The following is a 25145-nucleotide window of genomic DNA, read 5'->3' on the forward strand; positions in this document are numbered from 1 at the left end:
AAACGAAAAAAATAACAGCGCATAAATGGCTGGCAGGCCTACATTCATGGCATTTCACCCGAAAGCGTTGAATGATCAATTACAAAAGGCAGGTCTTCTGGCTTACCTGCTTTTCCGGGACCTTCCCATCTGCCGGACAGGCAGACAGTGGTATGGAGTTCATCCGGAAAAACAATTTATCTGACGATAAATGCAGGATTACAGCTACGGGGATAGCTCCGGTTTTACACCGGATTCCCTTTTAATCCGCCGCGGGGCGGAACCAAATGCGGAGGCAAACCTACGGTAATTAGGTATAAATGCCAAAATGAAGTGGAGGAGGGTGTGGGCAATGGATGGATGGCTCCTTTGTGGCCCGTATGTTGGCCCCTTTGTGGCCCCAATAAAAAAAGCGTGATACAATTCAACATTGCATCACGCTTTCGTAAAAAGCACGTATATAAAACTTATCCTTTCATCTGCCACGCCTTTGTTTTCGTAAACGCCCTCAATCCCTGGTGCGATAACGTTGCGCCAAAACCTGAATGCTTTCTGCCTGCCCACGGTAGTCCTGCTGTAACCCGGTCGCAGCAATTCCAGTAGCCGGTGCCTGCATTTACCTGTGAAAGAATTTCCTGCGCACGTTCCCCGTTGGAAGAGTATACCGAAGCAGTGAGCCCGTACTCCGTATCGTTCATCAGTTCGATGGCTTCTTTATCACTGCTTACTTTCATGATGCCTATCACCGGACCAAAGCTTTCTTCCTGCATAATTTTCATGTTGTGATCCACATCTGTGAGGATGGTGGGCTCAAAGAAGTTGCCTTCATGTACAATGATATGGCCGCCAAGTTTCAGGGTGGCGCCTTTTGCACGCGCTTCCAGCACCTGGTTTTCGAGTACTTTTAGTTGTTCTTTCCTGGTGATGGCGCCAAAGTATACGCCGTCATCTGTGGGTAATCCCAGTTTCCAGGATTTAACTGCCTTTACAAATTCGGCTACATATTCGTCGTATACTTTTTCGTGTACGTAGATGCGTTCTACGGCACAGCAGCTCTGGCCGTTGTTATAAAAGGCGCCATCGGCGGTAGCTGCGGCTACTGCTGCAATATCTTCGATATCGTCTGTTACATAAAGCGGATCTTTTCCGCCAAGTTCAAGTTGACAGGGCAACATCCGGGACGCTACTTTTTCATAGATGTATTTACCGGTTTTATAGGAGCCGGTAAAGAAATAACCATCCACGCGCAGGTCCATCAGGTTTTCGCCGGTGGCTTTTCCACCAATGGCTATTTTGAAAGCATTTTGTTCAAGACCGGCGTAATAGAAAAGTTTCTCTATTTCCATACCCGTGAGGGTAGCGTATTCCGAGGGTTTATACAATACGGTGTTACCGGCCAGCAGCGCAGGAATAAAAACGTTTACACCTACCAGGTAGGGATAGTTCCAGGCAGAGATATTGCAGATAACCCCCAGTGGTTCGTAAGAGATTTTTTCTTTTAGTGTATCCGTATTGGTTACCCATTCGTCCGACAAGTACTTCTCTGCATTTTCCAGCATCCAGTTGATCCGGGCTACGGCGCCGTTGATTTCATTGCGTGATTGCTGCAATGGTTTTCCTGATTCGGAAGTAAGTATGCCCGCCAGTTTCTCTACTCTCTTTTCCAGCTGCTGGTTGAACCGGGCAATCACTTTGATACGCTCTGCCAGTGGTTTGGCCGACCAGTGGGCGAATGCCAGCCGGAGTAGTGCGGTTTTCTCAACTACTCTTGCCAGTGAATCTTCTCTGAGAACGGCGAGGGTTTGTGCGGTGGCAGGATTAAAGATTCTCATTTCGTATGGTTTCTAACTGCTTGAAGAAATTGTGTTTTGATTTGTTGGGAGAGCGGGTTGCTTTCTTTCTCCGGCATTCTTTCCGGATGCCATTGCACGCAAAGCATAAATCCTTTACCGGTTTTATCTTTGAATTCAATACCCTCAATCATTTCATCGCTGGTATCGGAAGTGGCGCTCACCATAATATTATTCCCCAGCTTAGCCGGATGGATGCCCTGGTGATGCGCACTGTTCACCTGTCCTTTTTCCTGGCCGGTAACGGCGTACAGCAATGAATCTTTCCGGATGTTTACTCCATGTATTTTATCGCTGGTATCTTTTTTATGAATTTTGTTGGCGGCTTCGCCGATGTCTTCATATACTTTTCCGCCTTCGAGAATATTGATGTATTGTAACCCGCGGCAGATGCCCAATACAGGCAGCTGTTGCTGTTGGGAATACTCATAGATGCGTTTTTCAAAGGCATCCCTTTCAGGCAAAAATTCATGCGGCTGATGCGGATAGTTTTCAGCGCCGCCGTACAGGGAAGGAATTACATCCACGCCACCGGTAAGCACCAGGCCATCGCAGGTATAAATATCTTCCACGTTATTACGCAGAAAGGAAAGGATCACCACTTCGAGGTCATCACCGAGATCTTCGGGTGTAAACCAGTTTTCATAATTGGTAAAGCTGGCTTCTGTGTAGCTGATCCCTATCTTTTTCTTCATGGTCTATAGCGCGTTTAGGTACAACTGTTTGAAATCTTCCCGGGTAACCGGTTTCGGGTTGTTGGGATGGGCAAAATCGGCAAGGGCCAGGTCTGCCAGTGTTTCCACGTGTGCATCCGTAACGCCGATATCGCGGAGATGATGCGGGATGTTTATTTTTGAATTAAGATCAAAAAGATATTGTACCACTGCCTCGCCGGTTTCTTCTTTTAACTCCAGGGTTCTGGCGATGCGGCGGAACTTTTCTTCAAAGCCCGCAATATTGAATTGCATGCCGTAAGGAATATTTACCGCATTGGCGAGGCCGTGATGCGTATCCAGCAGGGAGGAGAGGGGATGCGCAAGGGAATGCACTACACCCAGTCCTTTCTGAAAAGCGATGGCGCCCATCATAGAAGCCATGAGCATATTGCTCCTGCTTTCAATGTCCGGTTTGTTGGTGGCTTTTTCCAGTGAGTTTTTAATGAGATAGATACCTTCCAGGGCAATGCCATCGCATAAGGGATGCGGATTCTTTGCCAGGAATGCTTCCATGTTGTGGGTTAAAGCGTCCATGCCGGTGGCGGCGGTGATAAACGGAGGCAGGTCCATTGTGAGGGCCGGGTCCGCAAATACAATCTTCGCCATCAGTTTGGGCGAGAACAGTATTTTCTTCTGATGGGTTTCATCGTCGGCAATGATGGCGCTTCTGCCTACTTCGCTGCCGGTGCCGGCGGTAGTAGGTACGGTAATAAAATGAGGTACTTCATTGGTCACATAAATATCGCCGCCTATGAGGTCGTCGTATTTAAAAAGATCTTCGCGGTGATTTACCCGCAGCACAATGGCGCGTGCCACATCCAGTGCGGCGCCCCCGCCAATACCGATGATACTGTCGCGTTGCGTATGATCCCAGAGATCAGTGCCTTTATACACATCGCTCTTCACCGGGTTCTTGTGGATATCGCTGAATACTTCCACGGAAATATGATGCGCCTGCAGGTCATTCACGATCGATTTAAAAAATGATAATCCTGCTATCGTTGGATCGGTAACGATCATAGGCCGTGATAATCCGTTTTTCTGTAAATAGGCCGGCAGCTCGCCGATTACGCCTGCGCCAAAACGGATGGTGGTAGGAAAATTATACTGAAATGCCATATGCTGATGCTTAGATGATTTCAAAATATCTTTTAAGTTCCCAATCGGTCACTGCTTTGGCATATTGCCGCCACTCCCATTCCCTGGTTAACGTAAAGTGTTCCACAAAAGATTCGCCAAAGAGTTCTTTTGCGAGGGCCGATTCCTTCATTTGTTGGGTGGCTACATGAAGGTTCTGTGGTAATACACCATTCGAGGTGTCTTTGTACCCATTACCGGTGGTTAATTTTTTCTCCAGGACCATTTTATTTTTCACGCCGTACAACCCGGCAGCCAAACAGGCGGCCAGTGCGAGGTAGGGATTGGTATCCGAACCCACCACCCTTGTTTCCAGGCGGGTGGCCTTTTTATCGCCCGGTAAAGCCCGTAATGCCACCGTTCTGTTATCTATGCCCCAGGTGAGCGTAGTAGGGGCCCAGGCGCCTTCTACCAGCCGTTTATAGCTGTTGATAGTGGGCGCTATCATAGGTAATATAAAAGGTAAACAATGCAGCTGACCGGCAATGTAATTTTTCATGACGGCACTCATTTTATGTTCGTCGTGTTCGTCGTAAAATAAATTCTGTTTACTGCCGGCATCCCAGAGGCTCTGGTGTACATGCCCGCTGCAGCCTGGCAAACTTTCATGGATCTTAGCCATGAAGGTAGCCATTACGCCATGTTTGTATGCAATCTCTTTTACCGCGGTTTTAAAGAGTATGGCCTGGTCCGCCGCCTGTAAAACCGTACCATACTTAATGGCTGCTTCATATACACCGGGACCGGTTTCCGTATGTAATCCTTCTACCGGTATATCAAATTTTACCAGTTGCTCAAACAGGCTGCTCATATACTCATTCTTTAACGCGCTGCGCAGGATGGAATAGCCAAACATGCCGGGCGATAAAGGCGTAAGGTCGCGGAACTGTTTCTGGTGGACCGTATCAGGTGTTTCTGTGAAGTTAAACCATTCAAATTCCTGTGAGAAATACGGCAGGAAGCCACTGTTTTCTGCATCCACAAGTACTTTCTTCAGGAGTTGCCGCGGACAGGTGTATACCGGTGCATTGTCTGCCTGTACAAAATCTCCCAGGAAAAAAGGCACGTCGTTTTCCCAGGGAATTTTGCGGAAGGTACCCAGGTCAATTTTTACCTGCGCATCAGGATAACCGGTATGCCAGCCGGTATATTTTACATTGTCGTACACAACATCGCTCATGTCCCAGCCAAAGGTAACATCGCAGAAGCCCAGCCTGCTTTCGGTTACAGACGCAAATTTTTCTGCTGCAATGTATTTCCCTCTCAATACGCCGTCGATGTCCGCTACCGCTACTTTTACCTTACCCGACGGATGGTTTTTTACGTACGTTAATATTTCGGAAGTTGTCATGTGTGTGCAGGTTTGAAAATTTTGTACAACAAGAAAGAAACGGCCAGCAGGGAAAAATAGATCAGTCCCAGTGCGAGGTTGAAGATAAACATCGCAACAATGGATATGGTGGCAATCACCAGTGCAATCACCGGGAAGGCAGGGTAGAAGGCCACCCGGAAAGGCCGCGGCAGATCAGGCTCCTGTCTTCTCAAAATAATAATAGACACCATTGAAATGATATACAAGGTGAGTGCGCCGAAAACGGATACGATGATGATTTCGGAAGTTTTCCCCGAAAGCAGCGCCAGTATCCCGATCACCATGTTGCCAAGCAGTGCGTTGGCGGGCGTATGAAACCGGGGTGAAATTTTGCCGAGAGCAGCGGGGAGATTGTGCACCCTGCCCATCTCGTAGGTGGAGCGCCCGGCGGCGAGGATTAATCCGTGAAAGGACGCCACCAGCCCGAATAATCCTACCGTGATGAGCAGGTGATACATCGGGTGATTGCTCCCGGTGATTTTCGCCAGCGCCAGCGGAAGAGGCGAATCGGAGGTTTCCCCGCTTATCCCGTTTTTATATACAATCGCTTCCCATCCGGCGATGCCGGTGGCGGAAATAAATATCAGGATGCAAAGAATGGCCAGCGTGAGGATGGCCCATCCGAAACCTTTGCTGATATCGCGCTGGGGATTTTTGGTTTCTTCGGCTACGTTGGCAATGCCTTCAATACCCAGGAAAAACCAGATGGCAAAGGGGATCGCGGCAAAAGCGCCGCCCCACCCGTTGGGCAATGCGTTGTTGGTAAGGTGAACCGCCTGGAATTTCGGAAACGACAAACCGGCGAAAAGCAATAATTCTCCCACGGCAAAAATGGTAACAATCACCTCGAAGGAAGCAGCCGCCTTTACACCATATACATTCAGCCCGGTAAAGACGAAATAGATGGCAATGGCGCTGGTGAGGATCGGTACCTGCGGGAAAAAAGCGTTGAAATAAGCGCCGATGGCGAATGCAATGGCAGGCGGCGCCAGAATAAATTCAATGACCTGGGCTATCCCGGCAATAAAGCCGATGTTCTTTCCCATTGCCCTGTTTGCATAGTCAAAAACTCCTCCTGCTTTGGGGATGGCGCAGGCCAGTTCAGCATAGCTGAAAGTAAACGTTACATACATCACCATGATCACAAGTGTGGCAATAGCCATACCTCCTGTACCGCCCTTTTCAAGGCCAAGATTCCAACCAAAATACATACCTGAAATAACGTACCCTACTCCAAGTCCCCACAACATAAAGGGAGTCAGTGTTTTCTTTAAGCCCTTGTTTTGTGTCATTTGAAAGATCTCTATTGCGTGTATGTGTAATATAATATAAATTAAAATATTATTTTACTACAGGCCCCACGTAAAAAATTAAAACGGGCCGGATATCTTTACCACATGAAACTGATGGCAAACGGACGTATATGGATTGAAACCGAGGAAGGCCCTTTTCTCGGTTACGGGAGAATTGAGCTGTTGCAGAAGATCAGTGAGCTTGGGTCTTTGAGAAAGGCGGCTACGGAAATGAAGATTTCCTACCGGCAGGCATGGGATTTTGTGGACCAGATGAATAAGCGGACCGGCAAGCCCTTGGTGATATTTGAAAGAGGCGGGAAAAATGGCGGTGGCGCCTTGCTTACACCGGAAGGAGAACAGGCCATAAAGTTATTTCATGAATTAAATACCGCCTTCCGGCAATTCCTCGCTACCAGAACTGCCGGTTTACAGAAGCGTAAGTAAGATGTTTAGTCTTTGGCAAATCGTACGGTCATGGTCGTTACCTCCCAGATCCAACGTGCCGGTTTCTTTTCGCCCGGAACCACTATCCTGAAAGGCCCTTTGCCATCGGGCAGCGGCTGCCCGTCTACCTGGTCGGCCAAGATGATTACACGATCCGTGAAAGCACTATCCAGCTCCGCGAGGGAAAACAACACCTCATATCCATCGCCCGATTTCACGAGCAGGTATTTCGACATATTTTCCCCCTTCAGTTGAGCGCCCAGCGTAACGCCTGCTTGTTGCAAAATAGTTGTTACCGGTACGCCGGAGTAACGATGCGGTTTCCCATCGCGGTCAGCCGCGGTGACTTCAGTTCTTTTCATTTTGCTGATATCGGCAGCACCCAGCTTTAACGGGTGGGTTACTTCACCTTCTACGGAAATAGTTTGCGCAAAGGCAGCCGTGGCTGCGAAAATGGTAATGAGTAAACAGGCTGTGAGTTTGTATAGCATGATTATTTAATTAAAAGGATTGGAGAATGCAGGATTGGTGATTTTATCTGTGCAGCGAGTGGTGTGGTAATACCCATCAGCAGGGCGGCGAGTAACTTTTTTGGCATAGACAATGCGTTGTTCATTTTTTTGAATAACGGTGATAAATGCTTACCCGGATGCTGCAAAAGGCGATGACACGGAGCCGGAAAGGAAAGCGGAAAATAATGTGGTTGTTTGGGTGTATGGTTGAATAAGGTACAATATTAATATTAAAACCATAGAAAATCAACGTAAATTCTTTCCCACCCATTTAGCGCTGCTATTATTACCTTTAACTACAAGTTAATCGCTTTATGAGTATCCGTATGCCAAAAATAGCGGGGATAAGTATGATCACTATTTTCTCCCTGCTGATCCTTTTTCACCTGCTGATCATTGCAAAAGTTTTACCTTATTCCATTGTATGGGGGGGCCGGTTGAAATCGCCCATGGAAATGTACCGGTTAGAAGCCATCTCGGTACTGGTGAATGTATTTTTCCTGCTGGTGGTGCTGGGGAAAAGGAAGATCTTGAAGCTACCGGCCAATAGTAAGGTGTTGAGCCTGGCGCTGTGGCTGATGTGTCTTTTATTTTTTGTAAACACCCTCGGCAATCTCATCTCCACCAATAAATGGGAGCAGCTGATCTTTACGCCGATGACGTGTATCCTGGCTGTTTGCTCCGCCGTACTGGCCCGCACGCGATAGTATCCATGAGGATGCAAAAATGGATGAGAAGATTACAGGAATGATGCTTAAATTACAGGGGAATAAACCGATGCTTAGATGAAAACTGGAAAAACACTCCCCGCCGCCATCACCATCTTCGGCGCCAAAGGGGATCTGACTAAAAGAAAACTGATACCTGCGCTTTATAATCTGTACACCGATAAACATCTTCCGCCCGTATTCGTCATCTACTGCGTGGATTTCCTGCCGGAAGACGAAACTGCCTTTAAACTCGACCTGCTGGCAGGGATTAATGAGTTTAGCCGCAACGGGAAAGCAGATGAAAAAGAATGGGAAGGATTTGCTAAGAATATCTTCTATCTCCAGGGTGATTTCCTGAAAACGGAAACTTATACCGGCCTGAAAGAGAAACTGGATGCATTCGGCAAAAAGCAGAAACAGAACGGTTCCCGCATCTTTTACTTTGCAGTAGCGCCGCGCTTTATCGAAATCATTGCCGAAGGCTTATACAAACACACCATTTGTAACCGTGATGGCCTGGACCGCATCGTTGTGGAAAAGCCTTTCGGCACCGACCTCGATACCGCCAAAAAACTCAACAGGTTCCTCACAAAACGTTTTGCGGAAAAACAGATCTATCGCATCGATCACTACCTGGGTAAGGAAGCGGTGCAGAACATCATGGCCTTCCGCTTTGCCAACTATGTGTTTGAACCACTGTGGAATAAAAAATATATCGATCACATTCAGATCAGCGTGGCGGAAGAAGTAGGCGTAGGGAAACGTGGCGGCTACTACGAAGGTAGCGGCGCCCTGCGCGATATGGTGCAGAATCACCTGCTGCAGCTGTTGTGTATTGTTGCGATGGATTCACCGGAGTTTTACCAGTCGGAACTGATCCGCGATGCAAAAGTAAAAGTACTGAAAGACATCCGGCCATATACACCGGCGCAGGTGCTGAAAAACGTGATCCGTGGCCAGTATACAGCCGGCAATGTACACGGCGTGCCACGTTTGCCCTATCGTAAGGAAGAACATGTGCTGTCTGCCTCCAATACAGAAACCTTTGTAGCCGCCAGGTTGTTTATTGACAACGACCGGTGGAAAGGCGTGCCTTTCTTTTTACGCACAGGCAAATCGATGCCGGTGCAATCGTCTGTAATTGTGGTGCAGTTTAAAGATTCTCCCCATAAAATTTTTAAAGATGATATCACGCCAAACAGGCTGATCATCAGTATTCAGCCAGAACTGGAAATAAGTTTATTGTTTGAAAGTAAAGTGCCTGGTTTGAAAATGAAACTGAAACCGGTGGAAATGGATTTCACTTACCAGGAATCTTATACAGAAACAATTCCGGAAGCATACGAAGCTTTGTTGCTGGATGTGCTGGATGGTAACCCTACCTTGTTCATGCGTGCGGACCAGGTGGAAGCTGCCTGGAAAGTAGTGATGCCCATCCTGGATACCTGGAAAAAATATCCGGCAAAAGAACTGCATCTGTATAAGGCCGGCACCTGGGGGCCTACAGCGGCTACCGCCCTGTTAAAGCCTTACGCGAAGGATTGGTTCCGTTTATCAGCAAGGGAAGACAGTATAAAATAAATAGTATTGCATAAAAAGAAGGGAGCGGGTTTTTATACCCGCTCCCTTCTTTTATTAAGGTGTATAGGTAACATTACTGCCGTAAAGAATACTGGATACACCGGAGAAGTACACATGTTTATCGGTGCTGGTGAGGTTATACCAGAGATAAATACCATAACCATTGTTCTTCGTTTGTGTGGCCAGCGAATTGGCGGTGCTCTGGCTGGTACTCTGGATATCTACGGCCGCCGGGCCTAACTGGGCCTTTGTAAGGCCGGCCACATTGGGTACGGAGTACGAGCCATAAATAGCATTCCAGCTGTAGTTAACAAAGTCGCCCACTTTTTTTCCACCCCACGATAACCTGGAAGCTGCCGGGCCATAGTAGTAGAATGAAATAATTTTTGTGGGCATCAGCTTGCGCAATTCGTCTACCAGCATTACAAAGGAGCTGTCGTTTGGCTGCGTGGTGCCGTTGTTGCCGTAGTCGGCATACTCATCATCAAAATCAATTCCATCCAGACCGTAGTAAGTAACGGTATCGCTGAGTTGCTGTGCAAAGGCTTTTGCAGCGGTTCTGCTGGTGAAGTTACAGAAGCCTGCTCCCTGGTGATTACCGAGAATAGACAGCAATACTTTCATCCCTTTATTTTGCAGGGGGACAATCTGCGTGGCCTTGTTGGTCAACACGTTGGATACGTTGGGATTGTTGTACAGCACGGCTTTCTGGGTAGTAGTGTTGTAATTGATATTGGCCGCGAAAATGATGGCAATATCAAACAGCTGTTGCCCGCCGGTGGTTAAAGTGTATTTACCGGTATTCAGTAAACTGTTGCTGTTTACTTCCACATAGCAAACGGACATTCCTCCGGCTTTGGTAACGGTTTCTACATGTGCGCTGGCAGCGCTTTTACCGGTGTCTTGTGAAATACTGCCGGTGTTTTCTCTTTTACAGGCGGTGAAAAAGAGGGCGGCGCACGCCATTCCTACGGCCAATAGCCGTAAAGGGTGGAACTGTTTTTTCATACTGGAATGAATGTTTAAGTGATCAGGAAATCTGGGTTCAAATTTTGGTTACGGGTTTTCCGGTCTGGTGGCTCTTATAACAAACTATGCTCAGGTTAACTTTAAATATTGATAGAAGAGATGACCGGCCATTCACCGGCCATCTCTTTAAGTGTTTTTTACTTTATTTATCCCACCAGAGACGGGTGCCCCCGTTATCTGCCGGTGTGCTCAGCAGCTGCACGGCAGCCGCCACTGCAGCGGGATTGGTATTATATTCATTTTGCGGGAATGGTAGTCTGCGGATCTGTACATCTGTTGAGATAGTATTACCGCTGTTGTTGTTCACTACCGGAAACAATTTAGGATAGCCGGTGCGGCGGAATTCCGTCCATGCTTCCTGTCCTTCGGGGAACATGGCGAGCCATTTCTGGGTCATGATGCGTTCCATTTTCTTAGCTTCAACATCGCCTTCATTCCATTTAATAGTAATGGTAGACGGGCTGTTTATATTATTAACCGGATTTTTTGGATCTGTGTAAGCATCGGCATGGCTTGAATCATTTGCCAGGTAACCGGGAGCGCTTACCTGCCACTGCGCCATAGATGTAGTAACGCCTTGTTCATACAGTTGTTGTGCACTGCCGCCTGTATTGCTCCAGCCTCTTATAGTTGCTTCTGCGCGGAGGAAATACACTTCTGCGGCGGTCATTACCTGCATCGGTGTTTTCAGGGTGAAAGCAGGGGAGGCGCCGTCTTCTGTATTCAGGGAAGAGTAGGTCTGGTACTTCGGTTTATCTACGAGGCTGCCGATGCGGATGCCTTTGTATACGCCTTTAAGCCCGGTGGCGGGATCGGTGGCTTTGTCCATATACCTTGAAACCCGAGGGTCTTTATAACCGGTGAGGTAGCACTGCAAAGAAGCGCCGATGCGGATGTCTGCCCAGTTTTTCGCAATGAAAACAAGCGGGTTGGTAAAGTCGCCGGTTACTTTTACGGTCATGTTATCGGCGTTATCTGTAATTACGCCGCCATTAGCCGGGTTCAACGCTTTCTCTGCTTCCAGTTTTGCGGTGGCAGGATCAGCTTTTACGATATGCATGGCCAGGCGTAACCGCAGGGAGTTAGCAAAGCGCAGCCACTGTGGGAAATTGCCGTTGTAAACAACATCGAAATTGGAAAAATTAAACGGCAGTTGAGTGCCGCTGCTAATCTGGGCGCGCAGGCTTCCTGTTGCGGTGTCCAGCTGTGCGAAAAATCGTTTGTATACATCCTGCTGGCTGTCGTAGGGAACAGACGACAAGCCCTCACCTACACGGCTATACGGAATGGGGCCGTAAATATCCGTTACACGGCTCATGGCAGTAACCTGTATTATCTGCGCCACCGCCCATACGGCGGGAAAGTTTTTATCTATGCCACTTTCCCTTAGTTTCAATACCGGCGACATTACATTGAGATAACCCACTTTATAAGCTTCCCCATTCCAGCCCGGCACCAGGCCATAATTGGTATTATTGGAGCTGCTGAAGGGGTTGGGTGTCATGAAGTAACCGGAAAAACAGTCCGCGTTGAGGTTCTGTTGCACCTGGTAAGAGTTGGGATCTCCACCGCCGGAAAAGTTAAGGATAGACATCTGTGCGGATTTCAGATACAGTCCCAGTGAATTAAAATCAGGTCCCAGCTGACCATCTGTTACGCCGGTATTATCAGTATTATAACGTTCAAAATTTTTGGTACATGCACTCATCCCGGTTACCAGGGCTGCAGTAGCCACCAGTAAGCCAGATCTGTAACGCTTCATTTTATTATACAGTTTCATCGTTTTCAGTTTTGCGGTAAATGATTAGAAAGTGGCATTTACAGTAACGCCATAGCTGCGGGAAGCAGGTAACATAAATACATCCACGCCACTCAGTCCGTTGGAGGTAGACATGGTTTGCTCAGGATCAAACGGAGCTTTCTTGGAGAAGTAGAACAGGTTACGGCCGTTGGCAGATACCTTCAGCGCCTTCACTGCGTTGCTTTTCAACGGAATGGTGTAGCCCAGCGATGCTTCTCTTAATCTTACGGTAGTAGCGCTGTACATATATTCCCCGGAAGCACCGGTTCTGCCGCCTACTACATTATACCAGGTTTGTGCATCCACAGAAGTAACCGGGTTACCATTCTGATCTACCCCGTTTACTTTTACGCCGCCGGCATCCCTTGCCTGGCCGGAAGTTGCTGAAACGCCGTAGCCGTCCATCATGGCCTGGGTTACAGACATTACCTGTCCGCCGAATTTACCATCTATGAGGAACGATAAGGTGAAGTTGTTGTATGCAAAACTATTGTTCCAGCCCAGCTGCCACTTGGTGTTGGCGTTACCGAGGTATTGCATCTGGCCACCAGCGAGGGAAGGAGCGCCATTGGTAATGATCACACGTCCTTGTGCATCGCGGTTTAATACAGTGCCATAAATGTCGCCAAATGAACCGCCTACTTTAAATTGTGAAGCGTAGTTGGCGCCGGTGCCGTCGCCGGTCAGGCTGAAACGGTCCACAAACGGCGAGAGGGAAACGATCCTGTTGTCGTTTACTGCATAGTTTAAAGCGGTATTCCACTTCAGTTTAGTGTCGCGCAATACATCGTACCGTATCATCGCTTCTACACCCTGGTTCTGGATATCGCCTGCATTAATGAAGTAGGTGTTATACAATGTTGCATTAGGTGCGGCAATTTCCATCGTCTGGTTAGTGGTATTGGTTTTATAGTAGGTAACATCCACACTCAAACGGCTGTCGAAAAAGCGCCATTCTGTACCTAATTCAAGCGATTTTGTTTTTTCCGGTTTCAGGTCCCTGAATGGAGCAGTCGTGTTCACCTTTACAGTACCGCCTGTATTGATCAGGTTATCAGGTGTATTACTCTGGTATGCCAACGGAGAATTACCTACAATAGCATAGGAACCACGGATCTTACCATAGGTGATCGCAGTTGGCATTTTCAGCAGCTGTGTCAGGATTACATTCAATCCCACTGATGGGTAGAAATAGGACAACTGGTTGGTAAATGCCAGGTTGGAGGCCCAGTCATTTCTTGCTGTCAGATCCATGTATGCCCAATCTTTGTAGGAAATATTCACACTACCAAAAACAGATTGCCACTGGCTGTGTTTCTCCTGTGTACTACCGGAGTTTGCAGCGTTGATCGTTTTCATATTCTGGATGGTGAATATATTCGGGAGATATAAACCTTCCTGTCCTGCTGCAAAGTAGATACCGTTTGTTTTTACATCACGGATACTACCACCAACAAGACCCGTAAAATGAAAGTCATTTGCAGGGATATTAAAGTTAGCGATCAGGTCTCCGTATTGTTGGGTGGTGGTATTGTTGGTGTAGTTATAGCCACCGTTTTTAGATGCCAGCGTGGTTTGGGTACCGGCGTATATCTTCTGTTCATACACATCATTCATACGGTCAATACTTCCCCTTCCCTGTACATTCAACCAGGAGTTAATGTCATATTTCAGGCTGGCGTTGGCAAGTATCCTGTTGCGTGAAAGCGAATTGGTATTGCGGTTGAGGATCCACCACGGGTTCTGTTGTACATCTTCTGAAAAAGGCCAGTTCTGCACCATGAGATTATTCCGGGAAGGATCAGGTATTTCGTAGTGGTCCCTGTAAGGGCTGATATCCACTCCGCGGGGGAAGAGATATAAACCGGTGAGCGGGTTGAAATAAAAGCCGGATAAAGGCGTGTTGTCAATTTTCTGGGTCATGTAATTCACATCTGCAGAGGCAGTGAGCTTATCATTCAGAAAGTGACCGGTTTCTTTAAAGCTCAGGTTATGACGTCCGAGTTTATTGCCTTCCTCTAAACCTCTTGCGGAGGTATTGGCATAAGAGAAATAAGTTTGTGCCTTTTCAGAACCACCGGCCAGGCTGATAGCATTCGTGAAGTTTTGCCCGGTTTGAAGAAAGTCGGATACGTTGTCGGTTGCCCCGCTGATCTTGCTGCCCCAGCTTTTGGTAGTAGGGTCGGTAGACTGACCATAGTTATTCTGGAACTTAGGCTTATAGGCAGCCTGGCTGATATTGAATCCGGATGAGATGTTAATAACAGCGCGACCAACCTTGCCACTTTTTGTAGTAACGATGATCACACCGTTGGCGCCCTGGCTACCATAAAGCGCTGCGGCTGATGCCCCTTTCAATACGGAGATACTTTCAATGTCTTCCGGGTTGAGGTTGGAGATCGGGTCGCCGCCATCATAAGAGGAGCTGCCACCATAGATACTACCTGGTTGGTTGGTGATGGTATTGTTCATCGGTACCCCGTCAATTACATACAATGCCTGGTTGCTACCTAATCCTGATTTACTACCGCGCAGGATTACTTTGGCGGAACCGCCTACGCCGGAAGCGCTGGAGGAAATAGTTAAACCTGCTACTTTACCGTTCAGGGTATTTACGAGGTTCGCATCTTTTGCTTTGGTAAGTTCCAGTCCATCCAGTTGCTGCGCAGAATAGGTAATGGATTTCTCTGATCTTTTGATACCAAGAGCCGTTACTACTACGGCGCCTAACTGGCTGTCCTGTACGGCCAGGGTTACCTGGATGTTGGGATCATTGCCCACGGTTACCTGTTTGCTTTCATATCCTATGATGCTGATGATCAGTACATCTCCGGGGTTGGCCGCTAAGGTAAAGCCACCCTGGGCATTTGTTACGGTGCCTTTGGTGGTGCCTTTTATCTGGATAGATGCGCCTACGAGTGGCAGCCCTTTGGTATCGGTCACTTTACCCTGTATGTCAATCGCAGCTATGGCAGCGGCGGCAGGCGCCATTGCTTTGGCTTTCGGGCTGATCACAATTGTTTTATCTACGATGTTGTAGTTAAACAGTTTGTTATTCAAACAGGCATTCAACACTTCGGTGAGAGATGCCTGGTTCATATTGAGATTCACCGGAGGCGCCTTCTCCAGTAACTTCTCATCATAAATAAATTCATAACCTGTCTGGCGGCTGATGCTGTTGAAAACATCATAGAGAGGAAGACGTTTCCCTTTGATGGTAACAGACTGAGAGAATGTTTTGGCGCTCAGATTAAGGGTGAATACCAGTGTCAGTATTGCAGTTAATCGCATAATCAACAGTAATTTTCTTTGCATACGTCCTCCTTTCCCGGGGACTTTGCAGGTACCAAGTAGTTCCATACTTTTGTGTTGTTGGCTTAATAATTCAATTTTCTAAATGATTCAGGGAGTTGGGTTGCCTTCTATAGCCGGGAGCATTGCAGTGCTTCCGGTTTTTTTACAACCGGCAGTGGAATTATTTACGTCTTCATAACCTAAATAAATTTAAAAATGATCAATTCATAAGTGGACAAATAGCGCCTATTGCTCAGGGTCATATGGTGTTACCACGACCCGGTTGTCATTAATATCAAAGTGAACTCGTTTTGTTGTTGACAGGATCTTTAATAAAGAAGCTGCGTTTTCCCGCCGGGAAATGATCCCTGTTAAGCGCACGTCCGACAGATCACCCTCATAGGTAACCTCTATATTATACCACCTGGCTATCTGGCGCATGATGGTTTGTATGCTGGTATTGCGGAACCTGAATTTGCCTTCTTTCCAGGCCAGTGCCTGTTCCAGGTCTGCTTTTTCGATGGTGAATGCGGCATCACCGGCATTCAGGCTGCCGCCGTAACCAGGTTGCAGCAGGCTCCGGTTGTTGCCATGCACCAGTTGAACAGCGCCGGCTTCCAGGGTAGTGGTAATCGTTTTTTCGTCGGTGTAGGCCATAATATTGAAGCTGGTGCCCAGCACGTTTACTTCCATATCAGGATTGTCTTTCACTTTCACCCGGAATGGTTGTTGCGCATTGGCAGCCACCTGGAAATAACCTTCTCCGGAAATCTCCACCAGTCGTTCTTTCCCGCTGAATGTAGTAGGGAAGCGGATGCTGCTGGCGGCGTTCAGCCATACTTTGCTGCCGTCTGCCAGGGTAAGCTGGTATTGCCCGCCACGGGGCGTTACCACGGTATTATATACTACTTCTGTGGCAGCGCCTTCTGCTTTATAGGCAAGGCCCTGCGCTGAATTTACGATGCTGCTGTTGCCTTGTTTCGCCAGTGCGCCGGTGTTGGTGCTGTCGAGCGAAATGGTTTTGCCATCCGCCAGCACCAGTACAGCGGTATTGGTGCCTGGCGCCAGGGGATTGGCTTTTTGTGCGGCCACTATAACCGGCTGTTGTTCACGGTTCAGGTAAAAGACGCTTGTTAGCACAGTGGCTCCCAGCAAGGTTGCTGCGGCTGCATACCAGATCATTCTGCGGGTATGGCCGGTAGCGCGGGGAGGTGTTGTTTGCAGGATGTTTTGTAAAATGGCTTCACCAACTTCCGCAGTGAGGCCGCTTTGCGACGCTTCGCTGTTGTACAGGGCCGACAGGATATCTGCTTTGATTTCCGGCTCATAGTCGTTTCCGGCTACCATCGCTTTCAGGCGCAGCAGTTCTTCCTGGCTGATCCGGCCATTCTTATATTTTTCAAGCAGTAACTGTACTTCCGTTATGGACATTATCAGCGATTTTGGAAGGGTGATATGGGGTAAAGACGAGCAACCGGCAAAAAAGGAGTATCCGGGGTGAAAATTTTTTTTCGGGAGAAGATATTACCTGCGGAAGATGAGCAGGAACAGGAGGAAGGGGACGATATCATTTTGCAGCCGGGACTTTACAAACGCCCGTACAGCGTGCATGGCGAGGCTCATTTGCTTCTTAACAGTATGTACCGAGATGTTCAGCTGCTGGGAAATTTCCTCGTTGCTCCAGCCCTGTCTGCGGGCCAGGTACACCTTTTTCCGCTCCGGTGGCAGGCCGGACACGGCTTTGTCCAGGATGGCATCGTATTCCCGCTGCAGCAACAGGTGATCGGTATCATTTTGTGCTTCCGGCTGGTTTTTGAGATGGAAATCATAGGCTTTCAGCCGTACTACCTGTTTTTTGAAGCCATCGTAAATGTGGTTGCGGGTAAGAATAAACAGGTAATCTTTGAATTGTTTGATGTGAGACATATCGGCTTTTTTCAGCCATACTTTCATAAAAACTTCCTGTACAATTTCCCTGGCGAGGCTGCTGTCTCTCAGGTAAAGCATGGCCACGTCATATACCTGCCCGCTGTAGCGTCTGAACAGGATGGTATACGCGTCCCCGTCACCCATGGCAACTTTTTGCAGCAAATCATGTTCATCAGTCAAGGAAATGTCTGGCAAAGCTGGAAGTTTTGTACCCTCACAAAAACAATAACGGGGTAAATTTAGTGGACATGAAATTAATAATAAAATAATTTATGTGAGAGGGAGGTTTTCGCAGCCGGGTTGAAAAGAAAGGAAATTATTGCGTATTTTCAATGCATGCCGATACACTGACCGCTGATTTTACTACGCATTTACACTGCGTTTCCTATGTATATCTTACAGTTAATTCTTAATGATCATTAATTTCTACTCTTATGAATGAATTTAAATTCTGGCAGATTATTGAAGAAGCGTGGGCTGCATCCCCGGCATTACTGGATATGCGCAATACGGCATTGAAAACCAATGATGCTATATTGATCGAGGACCTGACCGGTGAAGTGTATGGCGCTATCACCAATAATATCCGGGATATCCTGCTGCAACTTGATAAGGAGGAGCTGACAGGATTTAATCATATCATGGAAGAGAAATTATTTCAGATCGACCGGGAAGATATCCAGGCATATACGGATGGATCAGACGACGGTTTCCTCTATTGCAGATGTTTTATTGTAGGAATGGGGAAAGCGTACTATGAAATGATCGACGAAAATCCTTCGAAGGCTACCTGCGATGCAGAAGCTGAGATTGTAGGATTTATCGGGTATATGGTGTACCAGGAATTATTTGGAGAAGAATTTGAGCGGTATACAAGGCATTGCATCGAAACCTGCTCGAATACCGATGGATGGGGTAAAGCGTAGTTTAAAACAACATATCTTATGAAAGAAGAAATCTATGGCATAGATAAAGATCATGCACATGCACGAGCTATTGCCCTGATATCTGAAGACTTTTTCTGGGACCCCGCCGATGAACTGGCGCCTTTTGGATCAGATGAAGGAGACACCGGACTTGCCTCATACCGGGAATGGCGCCGGGCATACCCCTTTACACCTACCATTGAATGTTTAAAATGGACCATTGAATCTGTAGGGGAAATGGCTTTTGAAGATTATAATGAAACACTGTTGGACAGGGACCTGATCATACGCATGAAAGAAGATCCTGCATTTGATGATCAGCAGTTTATTTTCACATTGGATGTTTCTGTGATCGCAGCAGGTTTCGGACAACTGGCAGATGAAGGTGTGATTGAAGAAGCCAACAAACCGGTGATCAATATTGCCCTGGAACGGCAAATAGCCTGGGCGCAGCTCTCTGAAAGCAGTTCCTATGCGGAACAACATATCGGGTACCTGAATATCCTGAAACGCGTGCTGGAAGAAGCATAGTATACAGGCATCCCCGGCTGCGCACCGAGGATGCCTGTCTCTCTGAACCATTATCGCTGCCAGCCGGTAGCAGTTACTTCAAAATGCCTGCCCGCCGCTTCATAAGCCTGCTCAAAATTTTTATGCTTAGCGCCCACTCTTGTAACAGGAAATACCTTACCGGGAAGCAGGTCCGGGATGAGCAAATGTTCTTAACTTGGAACGGCCTTACACTTGCAGCTTATGATCACACTAAACGATAAAACATACACCTGCCCGGTAGACGTAACACTAGGATTTATTGGAGGGAAATGGAAACTGTTAATACTCTTCCACCTGCATTATTTTACGAAAAAAAGTTACGCTGAAATCAGGGATAACCTGCCGGGCATCTCCGAAAAAATGCTCAGTCAGCAACTTAAAGAACTGGAGCACGATCAACTGATTGAGAAGAATGTGATCACCAAAAAACCATACCGCGTGGAATATTACTTATCCACCGAAGGAAAATCACTCGCCCCTTTGTATGAATTTGCCAGCGAATGGGGAATCGCTTATCTCAAAAAACATGATATCGATTATATACAGGATCAGCATCTGTATAAATAAAGTCCCGTGCATGCAACCGGGAGAAACCGCTTAATTACTGCGTTTGTTTGCTTATCTTAAGAAAACAAACGCTATGTTATGAAAAAACTAATCCTGTTATTTACGTTATGCTGTTTCTGCCTGGGTATACTCAGCGCACAGGACTCGCCGTTAGGCGCCTGGAAGTCAGTGTCGGGAGACGCAACCAGCGTGCTGCTCATTACCCCCACCTGGTTTACCGTTACGGATTACAATAGTCAACGCTTCATCACCTCATATGGCGGAACCTGGAAACAGGCAGGCGACACACAGGTAGATGTAGCCATTCTTTTTAATACTGCCAATGCCTCACAGGTAGGACAAAAAACTACGGTGCCGGTAGGCATGGAAAATGGGCAGCTGATCACCAGTAGCCCCGGGGGCGGCAAACAGGAGTGGACCCGTATCGACGATGGAACCGGCCCGCTGGCAGGCAGCTGGCAGATCACTTCACGGGAAAGAGAAGGTAAGATGACACCCATCCCCAACAGCGCAAGGCGAACCATGAAAATACTCACAGGCACCCGCTTTCAATGGGTGGCTATCAACCAGGAAACAGGCGAGTTCTTTGGCTCCGGCGGAGGTACCTATACTTTTGAAAACGGTACCTACACCGAAAAAATTGAGTTCTTCTCCCGCGATAGCTCCCGCGTTGGCGCTGAGTTGTCTTTTAAAGGCAGCGTAAACGGCAACAACTGGGACCACAGCGGCAACAGCTCAAAAGGAGATCCTATTCATGAAGTGTGGAGCAGGGAGTAATTTACTTACCAACCTATTCCATAATCTTCTCCATGATTACTACTGCCACCCCATAAACTGCCATGCACACGATCCATGTAAATAGCATTTATGGGGCCGCTGGTACGCTCTCCAAACGTGAGGTGATAACCCATTTGCTCCAGGGCCTTGCGTGTTTTCTCCGATGTATTATTATTGAGCAGGATGCTTCCCGGACGGGGCTCCCTGTCTTTGATGGTAGTACCGCCTAACGACAACCATAACTGGTTGGTATTTATATTCGCCGCTTCTGTAGCCTGTTGTACCGTCATACCAAACTCCACTACGTTCAGGAAAAACTGCAACAGGTTCTGGTCCTGTGTATCGCCGCCCTGTACGCCAAAGGCCAGGAAAGGCTTGCCGTCTTTCAATGCCATCGAAGGCGTAAGCGTTACCCGCGGACGTTTACCGGGAGCAATCACATTAAAAGGACATACCGCAGAATCCAGCACAAAGCTTTGTGCCCGCTGACTCATACCAATGCCGGTTTTACCTGCAATACAGGCGGGCAGCCAGCCGCCACTGGGTGTGATAGATACTACCCAGCCATCTTTATCTGCTGCTTCCACGCTGGTGGTACCACGCCACAGCCGGTCCATATAGGCGCTGTCGGGTGTGTTGGCGGCATACAGCTGATTCAGATCCCCTTCCGGCGACATAGCATCTCCATGCAGCAACATCGTAGTGGCGTCATGTTTAGGAACAAATCCGCCGGGTTGGCGGCCACTGCTGGTATCTGTCAGCTGCTTGCGCTCCTCCAGGAAATGCAGGTAAGGATTCGTTTTCCCGATGAAAGGATAGGGATCGCCCGGTCCTGCGTTTGCATCATTTTGTGCCAGATTGATCTGTTTGGCCCTCGCCTTGCCGTATTCTTTGCTCAGCAATCCTTTGATAGCAGGATTGGTATTGAACGCAGGATCGCCGTAATAAAAGTCACGGTCCGCAAAAGTGAGGTTCATGGTTTGATACAGCGTATGAATATATTCAGTGGAATTATATCCCATTGATTTCAGGTCAAAATTTTCCAGGATGTTGAGGCTTTGCAGCAGCATGGGCCCCTGTGTCCATTCCTGCAGCTTATACACTTCTATGCCTTTGTAATTAATATGCAGGGGTTCTTCTTCCACCGGCTTCCAGCGGGCGAGGTCTTCCAGGGTGATGAGTCCGCCCTGCTCCTGGCAGCCGCGTACAAATTCTTTGGCAATGTCTCCTTTGTAAAAACGGTCGTACGCTGCCATGATTGCCTCTTTCCTGCTTTTATGGTTGCGCAGTGCTTCCTGTTCGGCTGCTACCATTTTGGTGAGGGTAGACAAGAGGTCCTTCTGCACAAAAATTTCTCCTGCTTCAGGCGCTTCTCTTTTTTCACCGGGATGTGTGAGGAAAACAGCTTTACTGTAAGGCCATTCGTTGATATATTTTTTCCCGCGTTCAATACTGTTAGCGGTTTGTGCTTCTATCGGGTAGCCGGCGGCCATTTCCATTGCAGGAGCCAGTACCTGTTTTAAACTGAGGGTGCCGTATTCTGCCAGCATGTAGCATAGTCCACCGGCGGTTCCTGGCGTTACTGCTGCAAGCGGACCGTATTCAGGCGGAAAGTCGTATCCTTTTCCTTTATAAAATGCGGGAGTAGCGCCGGTAGGAGCCACGCCGAGGGCATTGATGGCAATTACTTTCCCGGTTTTGGGATTATAGATCAGCGCCTGCGTTTCTCCGCCCCAGCTGAGCACATCCCACATGGTGCAGGTGGCGGCCAGCATAGCGCAGGCGGCATCCACGGCGTTGCCGTGTTGCTGGAAGATCATGGCGCCGGCTGTTGCAGCCAGTGGCTTACCGGTTACGGCCATCCAGTTTTTGCCGTGTAAAGGTGGTTTCTGCGTTTGCTGTGCCTGCATGCCGGTATAATAACCCAACACGAGGGAGAGAAGGAGGAAGCGTTTCATAGGGCTAATTTATAGTTTTACGGATAAAAAATATCCGGATTTACACGAAGGGTAATGGCAACATCGCTTTTAACGCGTGTGCATATCCAGCAGCACTTTGGCCGTAACAAGCAATTGCCCGGTGTGCCGCATGGTGTGTTCCGCCGCGTGAAACAGTAACCCCAACACGGTAGAGGGGAGTTGTTTTCTGCCTACGCCCCGGAAAGCAGTGAGCGTGTCTTCCGGGGTGGTGGACAATTGCATCAGCGATTGATGTACCTGTGCATTGAAATGATCCAGCAGATCATGAAGGGATGCGCCTGGGTTACCTTCATCAGCCAGGGCGGCAAACTGCTGCTGACTGAGCGCTTCTGCCCTGGCGTAGGTAAACAGCCGGTCGAGCACACCACTCACATGCTGAAGATGATATCCCGGAGAGGCCAGTCCGGCTGGCTTCTCCCATAAAAGATCTTCCGGGAAATCCTGCATTAAATTATTGATCTCCTGGTTGGCCTGCAGTAAAGCATGTGCCACGGGTTGCAGTAATGCCGGTATATTTTCTACCGGCCCGCTCATCCAGTATTCCGTTGCCATGATATCTTTTTATACTTCTACGGCATCATAAACAATTACTTTCTCCCATAAATGACTGCAGTTTTTTATAAACTCCAGGTGAATGGGATGGGTTTGATAGGTGGCCTGTCCGGCGAGGTCACTGAAAAAGATCAGTTCTGATACGCCCCAGCTGTTATCCACCACCTCGCGTTTTTCGGTACTCGCTACCACGCCTACACGCAGGTCACGAACAGTTTCTATTTTCGACAGGGTTTTTACGCCGGCCACCAGTTTATCGCGGTCTTCTTTGGAATCCGGGTTCTTCAGCCAGAAGAATACGTGATGCACAATCGGGTATTTCTTTTCCATATTTGTTGAGGGGATTGCTGCGGCAGCGGCAGTACCGGCGGCAAGCGCTGCTGCGGTTCCTAAAAATTTACGTCTGTTGGATGTGCTCATATTGGGCTTGTTGAGGCGATGAAAATAATAAAGATTGTCGATTTATTATAATTATCCCTGTCAGCCCGACACTTATAGGGATGGCTTCCTGAGGGAGTTCTTATTTTACCATCAAAACCGATTTCATACCGGATTACACTACTTTCATCCCATTTTGCCCCTGCCGCATAGCAACAATTGCTATTATTGCCTTAAATACATCAACCTTATGAATCAATTTAAGAAAATTGAATTCGGCATCGTAACCGCCATTTTTGTGTTGCTGATGTTTTCGATCCTATACCCCAGCATTATTTATAACGTATTTGAGCTGCAGGAGATCTATGGCAGAAAGTTCGCCACCTATCACCAGGTGTTCGACTATTACATTCATTACCTGCTGCCTTCTATGGGACGGGTAACGCTGGTGTATGTGACCTTCCTGCTGGTGAATTTTGTAATTGTACCGGAGTTCCTGGAGAAGGGGAAGTGGCTGGGAGGCATATTGCTGCTGATCCCGGTGGGGGCGTTTTATTTTGCCATGATGATGGTTGCCAATTCTTATTACAATGGCTACCTGCTGGGCGTATATGATACGGTGCGGGGGGCGCATATGTATTTTGCAAAAACAGCTTTCATCACTACTGTTTTTTCCGGCGTGCTGTATGTGGCGTATTATTATTTCCGCAAAGCACTGGTAAGTCTGCTGTATCCGCGTATTGTAACAGATCCGGCTTTCCGGCAGATGCTTACAGAAATTTGCTGGGCTGCCGGCGCATTTACAGTATTGTTTTGCCTGTCGTTTTCCGATTCCAGGGACATGGCGCTGATGATCTTTTTCTTTGGTCCTTCGCAGATTGCTGTGTTTTTTATTCTCCGTTATAAAGTATTTCCGGCATTCGAGGACACTCACCGGAATAAGAGCTTACTGATCCGGGATGTTGTTTTTACTATCGTGGGAAGTAATGTGCTGATGGCGCTGATATGCCGCGCACTGGTACACCGCGACGGAGGCTGGTTTGTGGCGCTTGCACTTATTGGTATAGCAGTATCCGCAGGCATTGTGCTGCCCGTTTGCTGGCTGTTGTTTAAAAGCCGCCAGAAGCAGGTGAACACGGTGGTAACGCTGAAGAAGGCGCTGGGGCATTCCGCCGCCAACCTCGACTTCCTGCGTTCCCAGATCAATCCGCATTTTTTATTCAATGCCCTTAACACGCTGTATGGCACCGCCTTACAGGAAGAGGCTGCCCGTACCAGCGAAGGCATCCAGAAACTGGGTGATATGATGCGGTTTATGCTACATGATAACCATATGGAAAAAATTCCATTGGATAAGGAGGTGGCTTACCTGCAAAATTATATCGCCCTGCAACGCCTGCGCGTATTGTCATCTCCCGATATCCTGATAGAAGTAAATATAGATGAAAGTCAATGTCAGCATGAGATTGCGCCGATGTTACTGATCCCTTTCGTGGAAAATGCGTTTAAACACGGGATCAGCCTGCGGCACCGCTCCCGTATCGTGATTTCCCTGAGCTGCACTGCGGATCAGATCTTCTTCGATGTGTATAACAGCGTGCACCCCCGCCCGGAAAATGATCCGGAGAGGGAGGGTATGGGGATTGGTTTGAATAATGTAAAAGAAAGACTAAATTTATTGTATCCTCACCGGCACGAGCTGAGTATCCGTCACACGGCTACTGAGTTTTTTATCCATCTGACAATTGATGTTAATAAATAAGTA

Annotated in this window: 23 protein-coding genes and 1 riboswitch; of the genes, 8 read left to right on the forward strand and 15 right to left on the reverse strand. The window is 47.9% G+C overall.

The features are described from left to right. Nucleotides 1–69: 69 nt before the first annotated feature. A riboswitch (cobalamin riboswitch) is annotated at nucleotides 70–282 on the reverse strand. Nucleotides 283–446: 164 nt separating this feature from the next. The 5 genes from PV783_RS10210 to eat are packed head-to-tail and all read right to left on the reverse strand — an operon-like array spanning nucleotide 447 to nucleotide 6346. Then, nucleotides 447–1811 carry an aldehyde dehydrogenase family protein gene (locus tag PV783_RS10210; protein WP_420987902.1) on the reverse strand — a complete coding sequence of 455 codons (1365 nt, stop codon included), beginning with the start codon at nucleotides 1809–1811 and terminating at the stop codon, nucleotides 447–449. Further along, entirely contained in the window at nucleotides 1808–2524 is a 717-nt protein-coding gene (locus PV783_RS10215) for a gamma-glutamyl-gamma-aminobutyrate hydrolase family protein (protein WP_420987903.1), read from the reverse strand. Before PV783_RS10215 ends, PV783_RS10210 begins: the two co-directional genes overlap by 4 nt. 3 nt (nucleotides 2525–2527) lie before the next feature. Next, on the reverse strand, nucleotides 2528–3664 hold the full coding sequence (locus PV783_RS10220; protein ID WP_420987904.1) for an iron-containing alcohol dehydrogenase: 1137 nt from the start codon (nucleotides 3662–3664) through the stop codon (nucleotides 2528–2530). A 10-nt stretch (nucleotides 3665–3674) separates the two neighbouring features. Beyond that, complete coding sequence (locus PV783_RS10225; RefSeq protein ID WP_420987905.1) at nucleotides 3675–5033, reverse strand: glutamine synthetase family protein; 1359 nt, start codon at nucleotides 5031–5033, stop codon at nucleotides 3675–3677. After that, entirely contained in the window at nucleotides 5030–6346 is a 1317-nt protein-coding gene (gene eat / locus PV783_RS10230) for an ethanolamine permease (RefSeq protein WP_363433605.1), read from the reverse strand. The genes PV783_RS10225 and eat overlap by 4 nt, the downstream gene beginning before the upstream one ends. A gap of 105 nt (nucleotides 6347–6451) precedes the next feature. On the opposite strand from eat, the gene PV783_RS10235 reads away from it, so the two are divergent. After that, the gene (locus PV783_RS10235) at nucleotides 6452–6793 is read left to right on the forward strand and encodes a winged helix-turn-helix domain-containing protein (protein WP_079468841.1); all 342 of its coding nucleotides are present in this window, start codon (nucleotides 6452–6454) and stop codon (nucleotides 6791–6793) included. A gap of 5 nt (nucleotides 6794–6798) precedes the next feature. Here the strand turns inward: PV783_RS10235 and PV783_RS10240 are convergent, their stop codons facing one another. Next, nucleotides 6799–7284, reverse strand: coding sequence for a molybdopterin-dependent oxidoreductase (locus PV783_RS10240; protein ID WP_420987906.1), 486 nt, complete (start codon nucleotides 7282–7284; stop codon nucleotides 6799–6801). A gap of 371 nt (nucleotides 7285–7655) precedes the next feature. Between PV783_RS10240 and PV783_RS10245 the strand changes: the two genes are divergently transcribed. Both PV783_RS10245 and zwf read left to right on the forward strand, forming a co-directional pair. Then, entirely contained in the window at nucleotides 7656–8012 is a 357-nt protein-coding gene (locus PV783_RS10245) for a hypothetical protein (RefSeq protein WP_420987907.1), read from the forward strand. A 78-nt stretch (nucleotides 8013–8090) separates the two neighbouring features. Then, nucleotides 8091–9596, forward strand: a complete 1506-nt coding sequence (zwf, locus tag PV783_RS10250) for a glucose-6-phosphate dehydrogenase (RefSeq protein WP_420987908.1) — start codon at nucleotides 8091–8093, stop codon at nucleotides 9594–9596. Nucleotides 9597–9650: 54 nt separating this feature from the next. Here zwf and PV783_RS10255 read toward each other — a convergent pair whose 3' ends face one another. The 5 genes from PV783_RS10255 to PV783_RS10275 form a co-directional block, all read right to left on the reverse strand. Then, on the reverse strand, nucleotides 9651–10604 hold the full coding sequence (locus PV783_RS10255; RefSeq protein WP_420987909.1) for an endo-beta-N-acetylglucosaminidase H: 954 nt from the start codon (nucleotides 10602–10604) through the stop codon (nucleotides 9651–9653). Between the two features lie 163 nt (nucleotides 10605–10767). After that, nucleotides 10768–12405: a RagB/SusD family nutrient uptake outer membrane protein gene (locus tag PV783_RS10260; RefSeq protein ID WP_079468834.1), complete on the reverse strand. Its 1638-nt coding sequence runs from the start codon at nucleotides 12403–12405 to the stop codon at nucleotides 10768–10770. A gap of 24 nt (nucleotides 12406–12429) precedes the next feature. Further along, nucleotides 12430–15717, reverse strand: coding sequence for a SusC/RagA family TonB-linked outer membrane protein (locus tag PV783_RS10265; protein WP_336386606.1), 3288 nt, complete (start codon nucleotides 15715–15717; stop codon nucleotides 12430–12432). Nucleotides 15718–15966: 249 nt separating this feature from the next. Further along, complete coding sequence (locus PV783_RS10270) at nucleotides 15967–17151, reverse strand: FecR family protein (protein WP_420987910.1); 1185 nt, start codon at nucleotides 17149–17151, stop codon at nucleotides 15967–15969. Nucleotides 17152–17244: 93 nt separating this feature from the next. Continuing rightward, entirely contained in the window at nucleotides 17245–17844 is a 600-nt protein-coding gene (locus PV783_RS10275) for an RNA polymerase sigma factor (protein WP_159454231.1), read from the reverse strand. Between the two features lie 239 nt (nucleotides 17845–18083). Between PV783_RS10275 and PV783_RS10280 the strand changes: the two genes are divergently transcribed. Both PV783_RS10280 and PV783_RS10285 read left to right on the forward strand, forming a co-directional pair. After that, nucleotides 18084–18575 (forward strand): DUF4240 domain-containing protein, encoded by a 492-nt coding sequence (locus PV783_RS10280; RefSeq protein ID WP_079468830.1) that lies wholly within the window; start codon nucleotides 18084–18086, stop codon nucleotides 18573–18575. Between the two features lie 18 nt (nucleotides 18576–18593). Then, on the forward strand, nucleotides 18594–19106 hold the full coding sequence (locus PV783_RS10285) for a hypothetical protein (protein WP_079468829.1): 513 nt from the start codon (nucleotides 18594–18596) through the stop codon (nucleotides 19104–19106). 50 nt (nucleotides 19107–19156) lie between these two features. On the opposite strand, the gene PV783_RS10290 is transcribed toward PV783_RS10285, so the two are convergent. After that, the gene (locus PV783_RS10290) at nucleotides 19157–19291 is read right to left on the reverse strand and encodes a hypothetical protein (protein WP_420987911.1); all 135 of its coding nucleotides are present in this window, start codon (nucleotides 19289–19291) and stop codon (nucleotides 19157–19159) included. 37 nt (nucleotides 19292–19328) lie between these two features. On the opposite strand from PV783_RS10290, the gene PV783_RS10295 reads away from it, so the two are divergent. Beyond that, nucleotides 19329–19694: a winged helix-turn-helix transcriptional regulator gene (locus tag PV783_RS10295; protein WP_420987912.1), complete on the forward strand. Its 366-nt coding sequence runs from the start codon at nucleotides 19329–19331 to the stop codon at nucleotides 19692–19694. Nucleotides 19695–19772: 78 nt separating this feature from the next. Then, entirely contained in the window at nucleotides 19773–20471 is a 699-nt protein-coding gene (locus PV783_RS10300) for a hypothetical protein (RefSeq protein WP_420987913.1), read from the forward strand. Nucleotides 20472–20476: 5 nt separating this feature from the next. Here PV783_RS10300 and PV783_RS10305 read toward each other — a convergent pair whose 3' ends face one another. The 3 genes from PV783_RS10305 to PV783_RS10315 form a co-directional block, all read right to left on the reverse strand. After that, a complete protein-coding gene (locus PV783_RS10305; protein WP_420987914.1) occupies nucleotides 20477–22429 on the reverse strand; it encodes a gamma-glutamyltransferase family protein in 1953 nt (650 codons plus the stop codon). 69 nt (nucleotides 22430–22498) lie between these two features. Continuing rightward, a complete protein-coding gene (locus PV783_RS10310; RefSeq protein ID WP_420987915.1) occupies nucleotides 22499–23002 on the reverse strand; it encodes a DinB family protein in 504 nt (167 codons plus the stop codon). Between the two features lie 9 nt (nucleotides 23003–23011). Next, on the reverse strand, nucleotides 23012–23422 hold the full coding sequence (locus tag PV783_RS10315) for a Dabb family protein (protein ID WP_079468824.1): 411 nt from the start codon (nucleotides 23420–23422) through the stop codon (nucleotides 23012–23014). Between the two features lie 208 nt (nucleotides 23423–23630). Here PV783_RS10315 and PV783_RS10320 point away from each other — a divergent pair, with 208 nt between their 5' ends. Then, nucleotides 23631–25142 carry a sensor histidine kinase gene (locus PV783_RS10320; RefSeq protein ID WP_420987916.1) on the forward strand — a complete coding sequence of 504 codons (1512 nt, stop codon included), beginning with the start codon at nucleotides 23631–23633 and terminating at the stop codon, nucleotides 25140–25142. Nucleotides 25143–25145 lie beyond the last annotated feature (3 nt).

It is taken from the genome of Chitinophaga sp. CC14, assembly GCF_048957795.1.
Classification (GTDB): Bacteria; Bacteroidota; Bacteroidia; order Chitinophagales; family Chitinophagaceae; genus Chitinophaga; species Chitinophaga ginsengisegetis.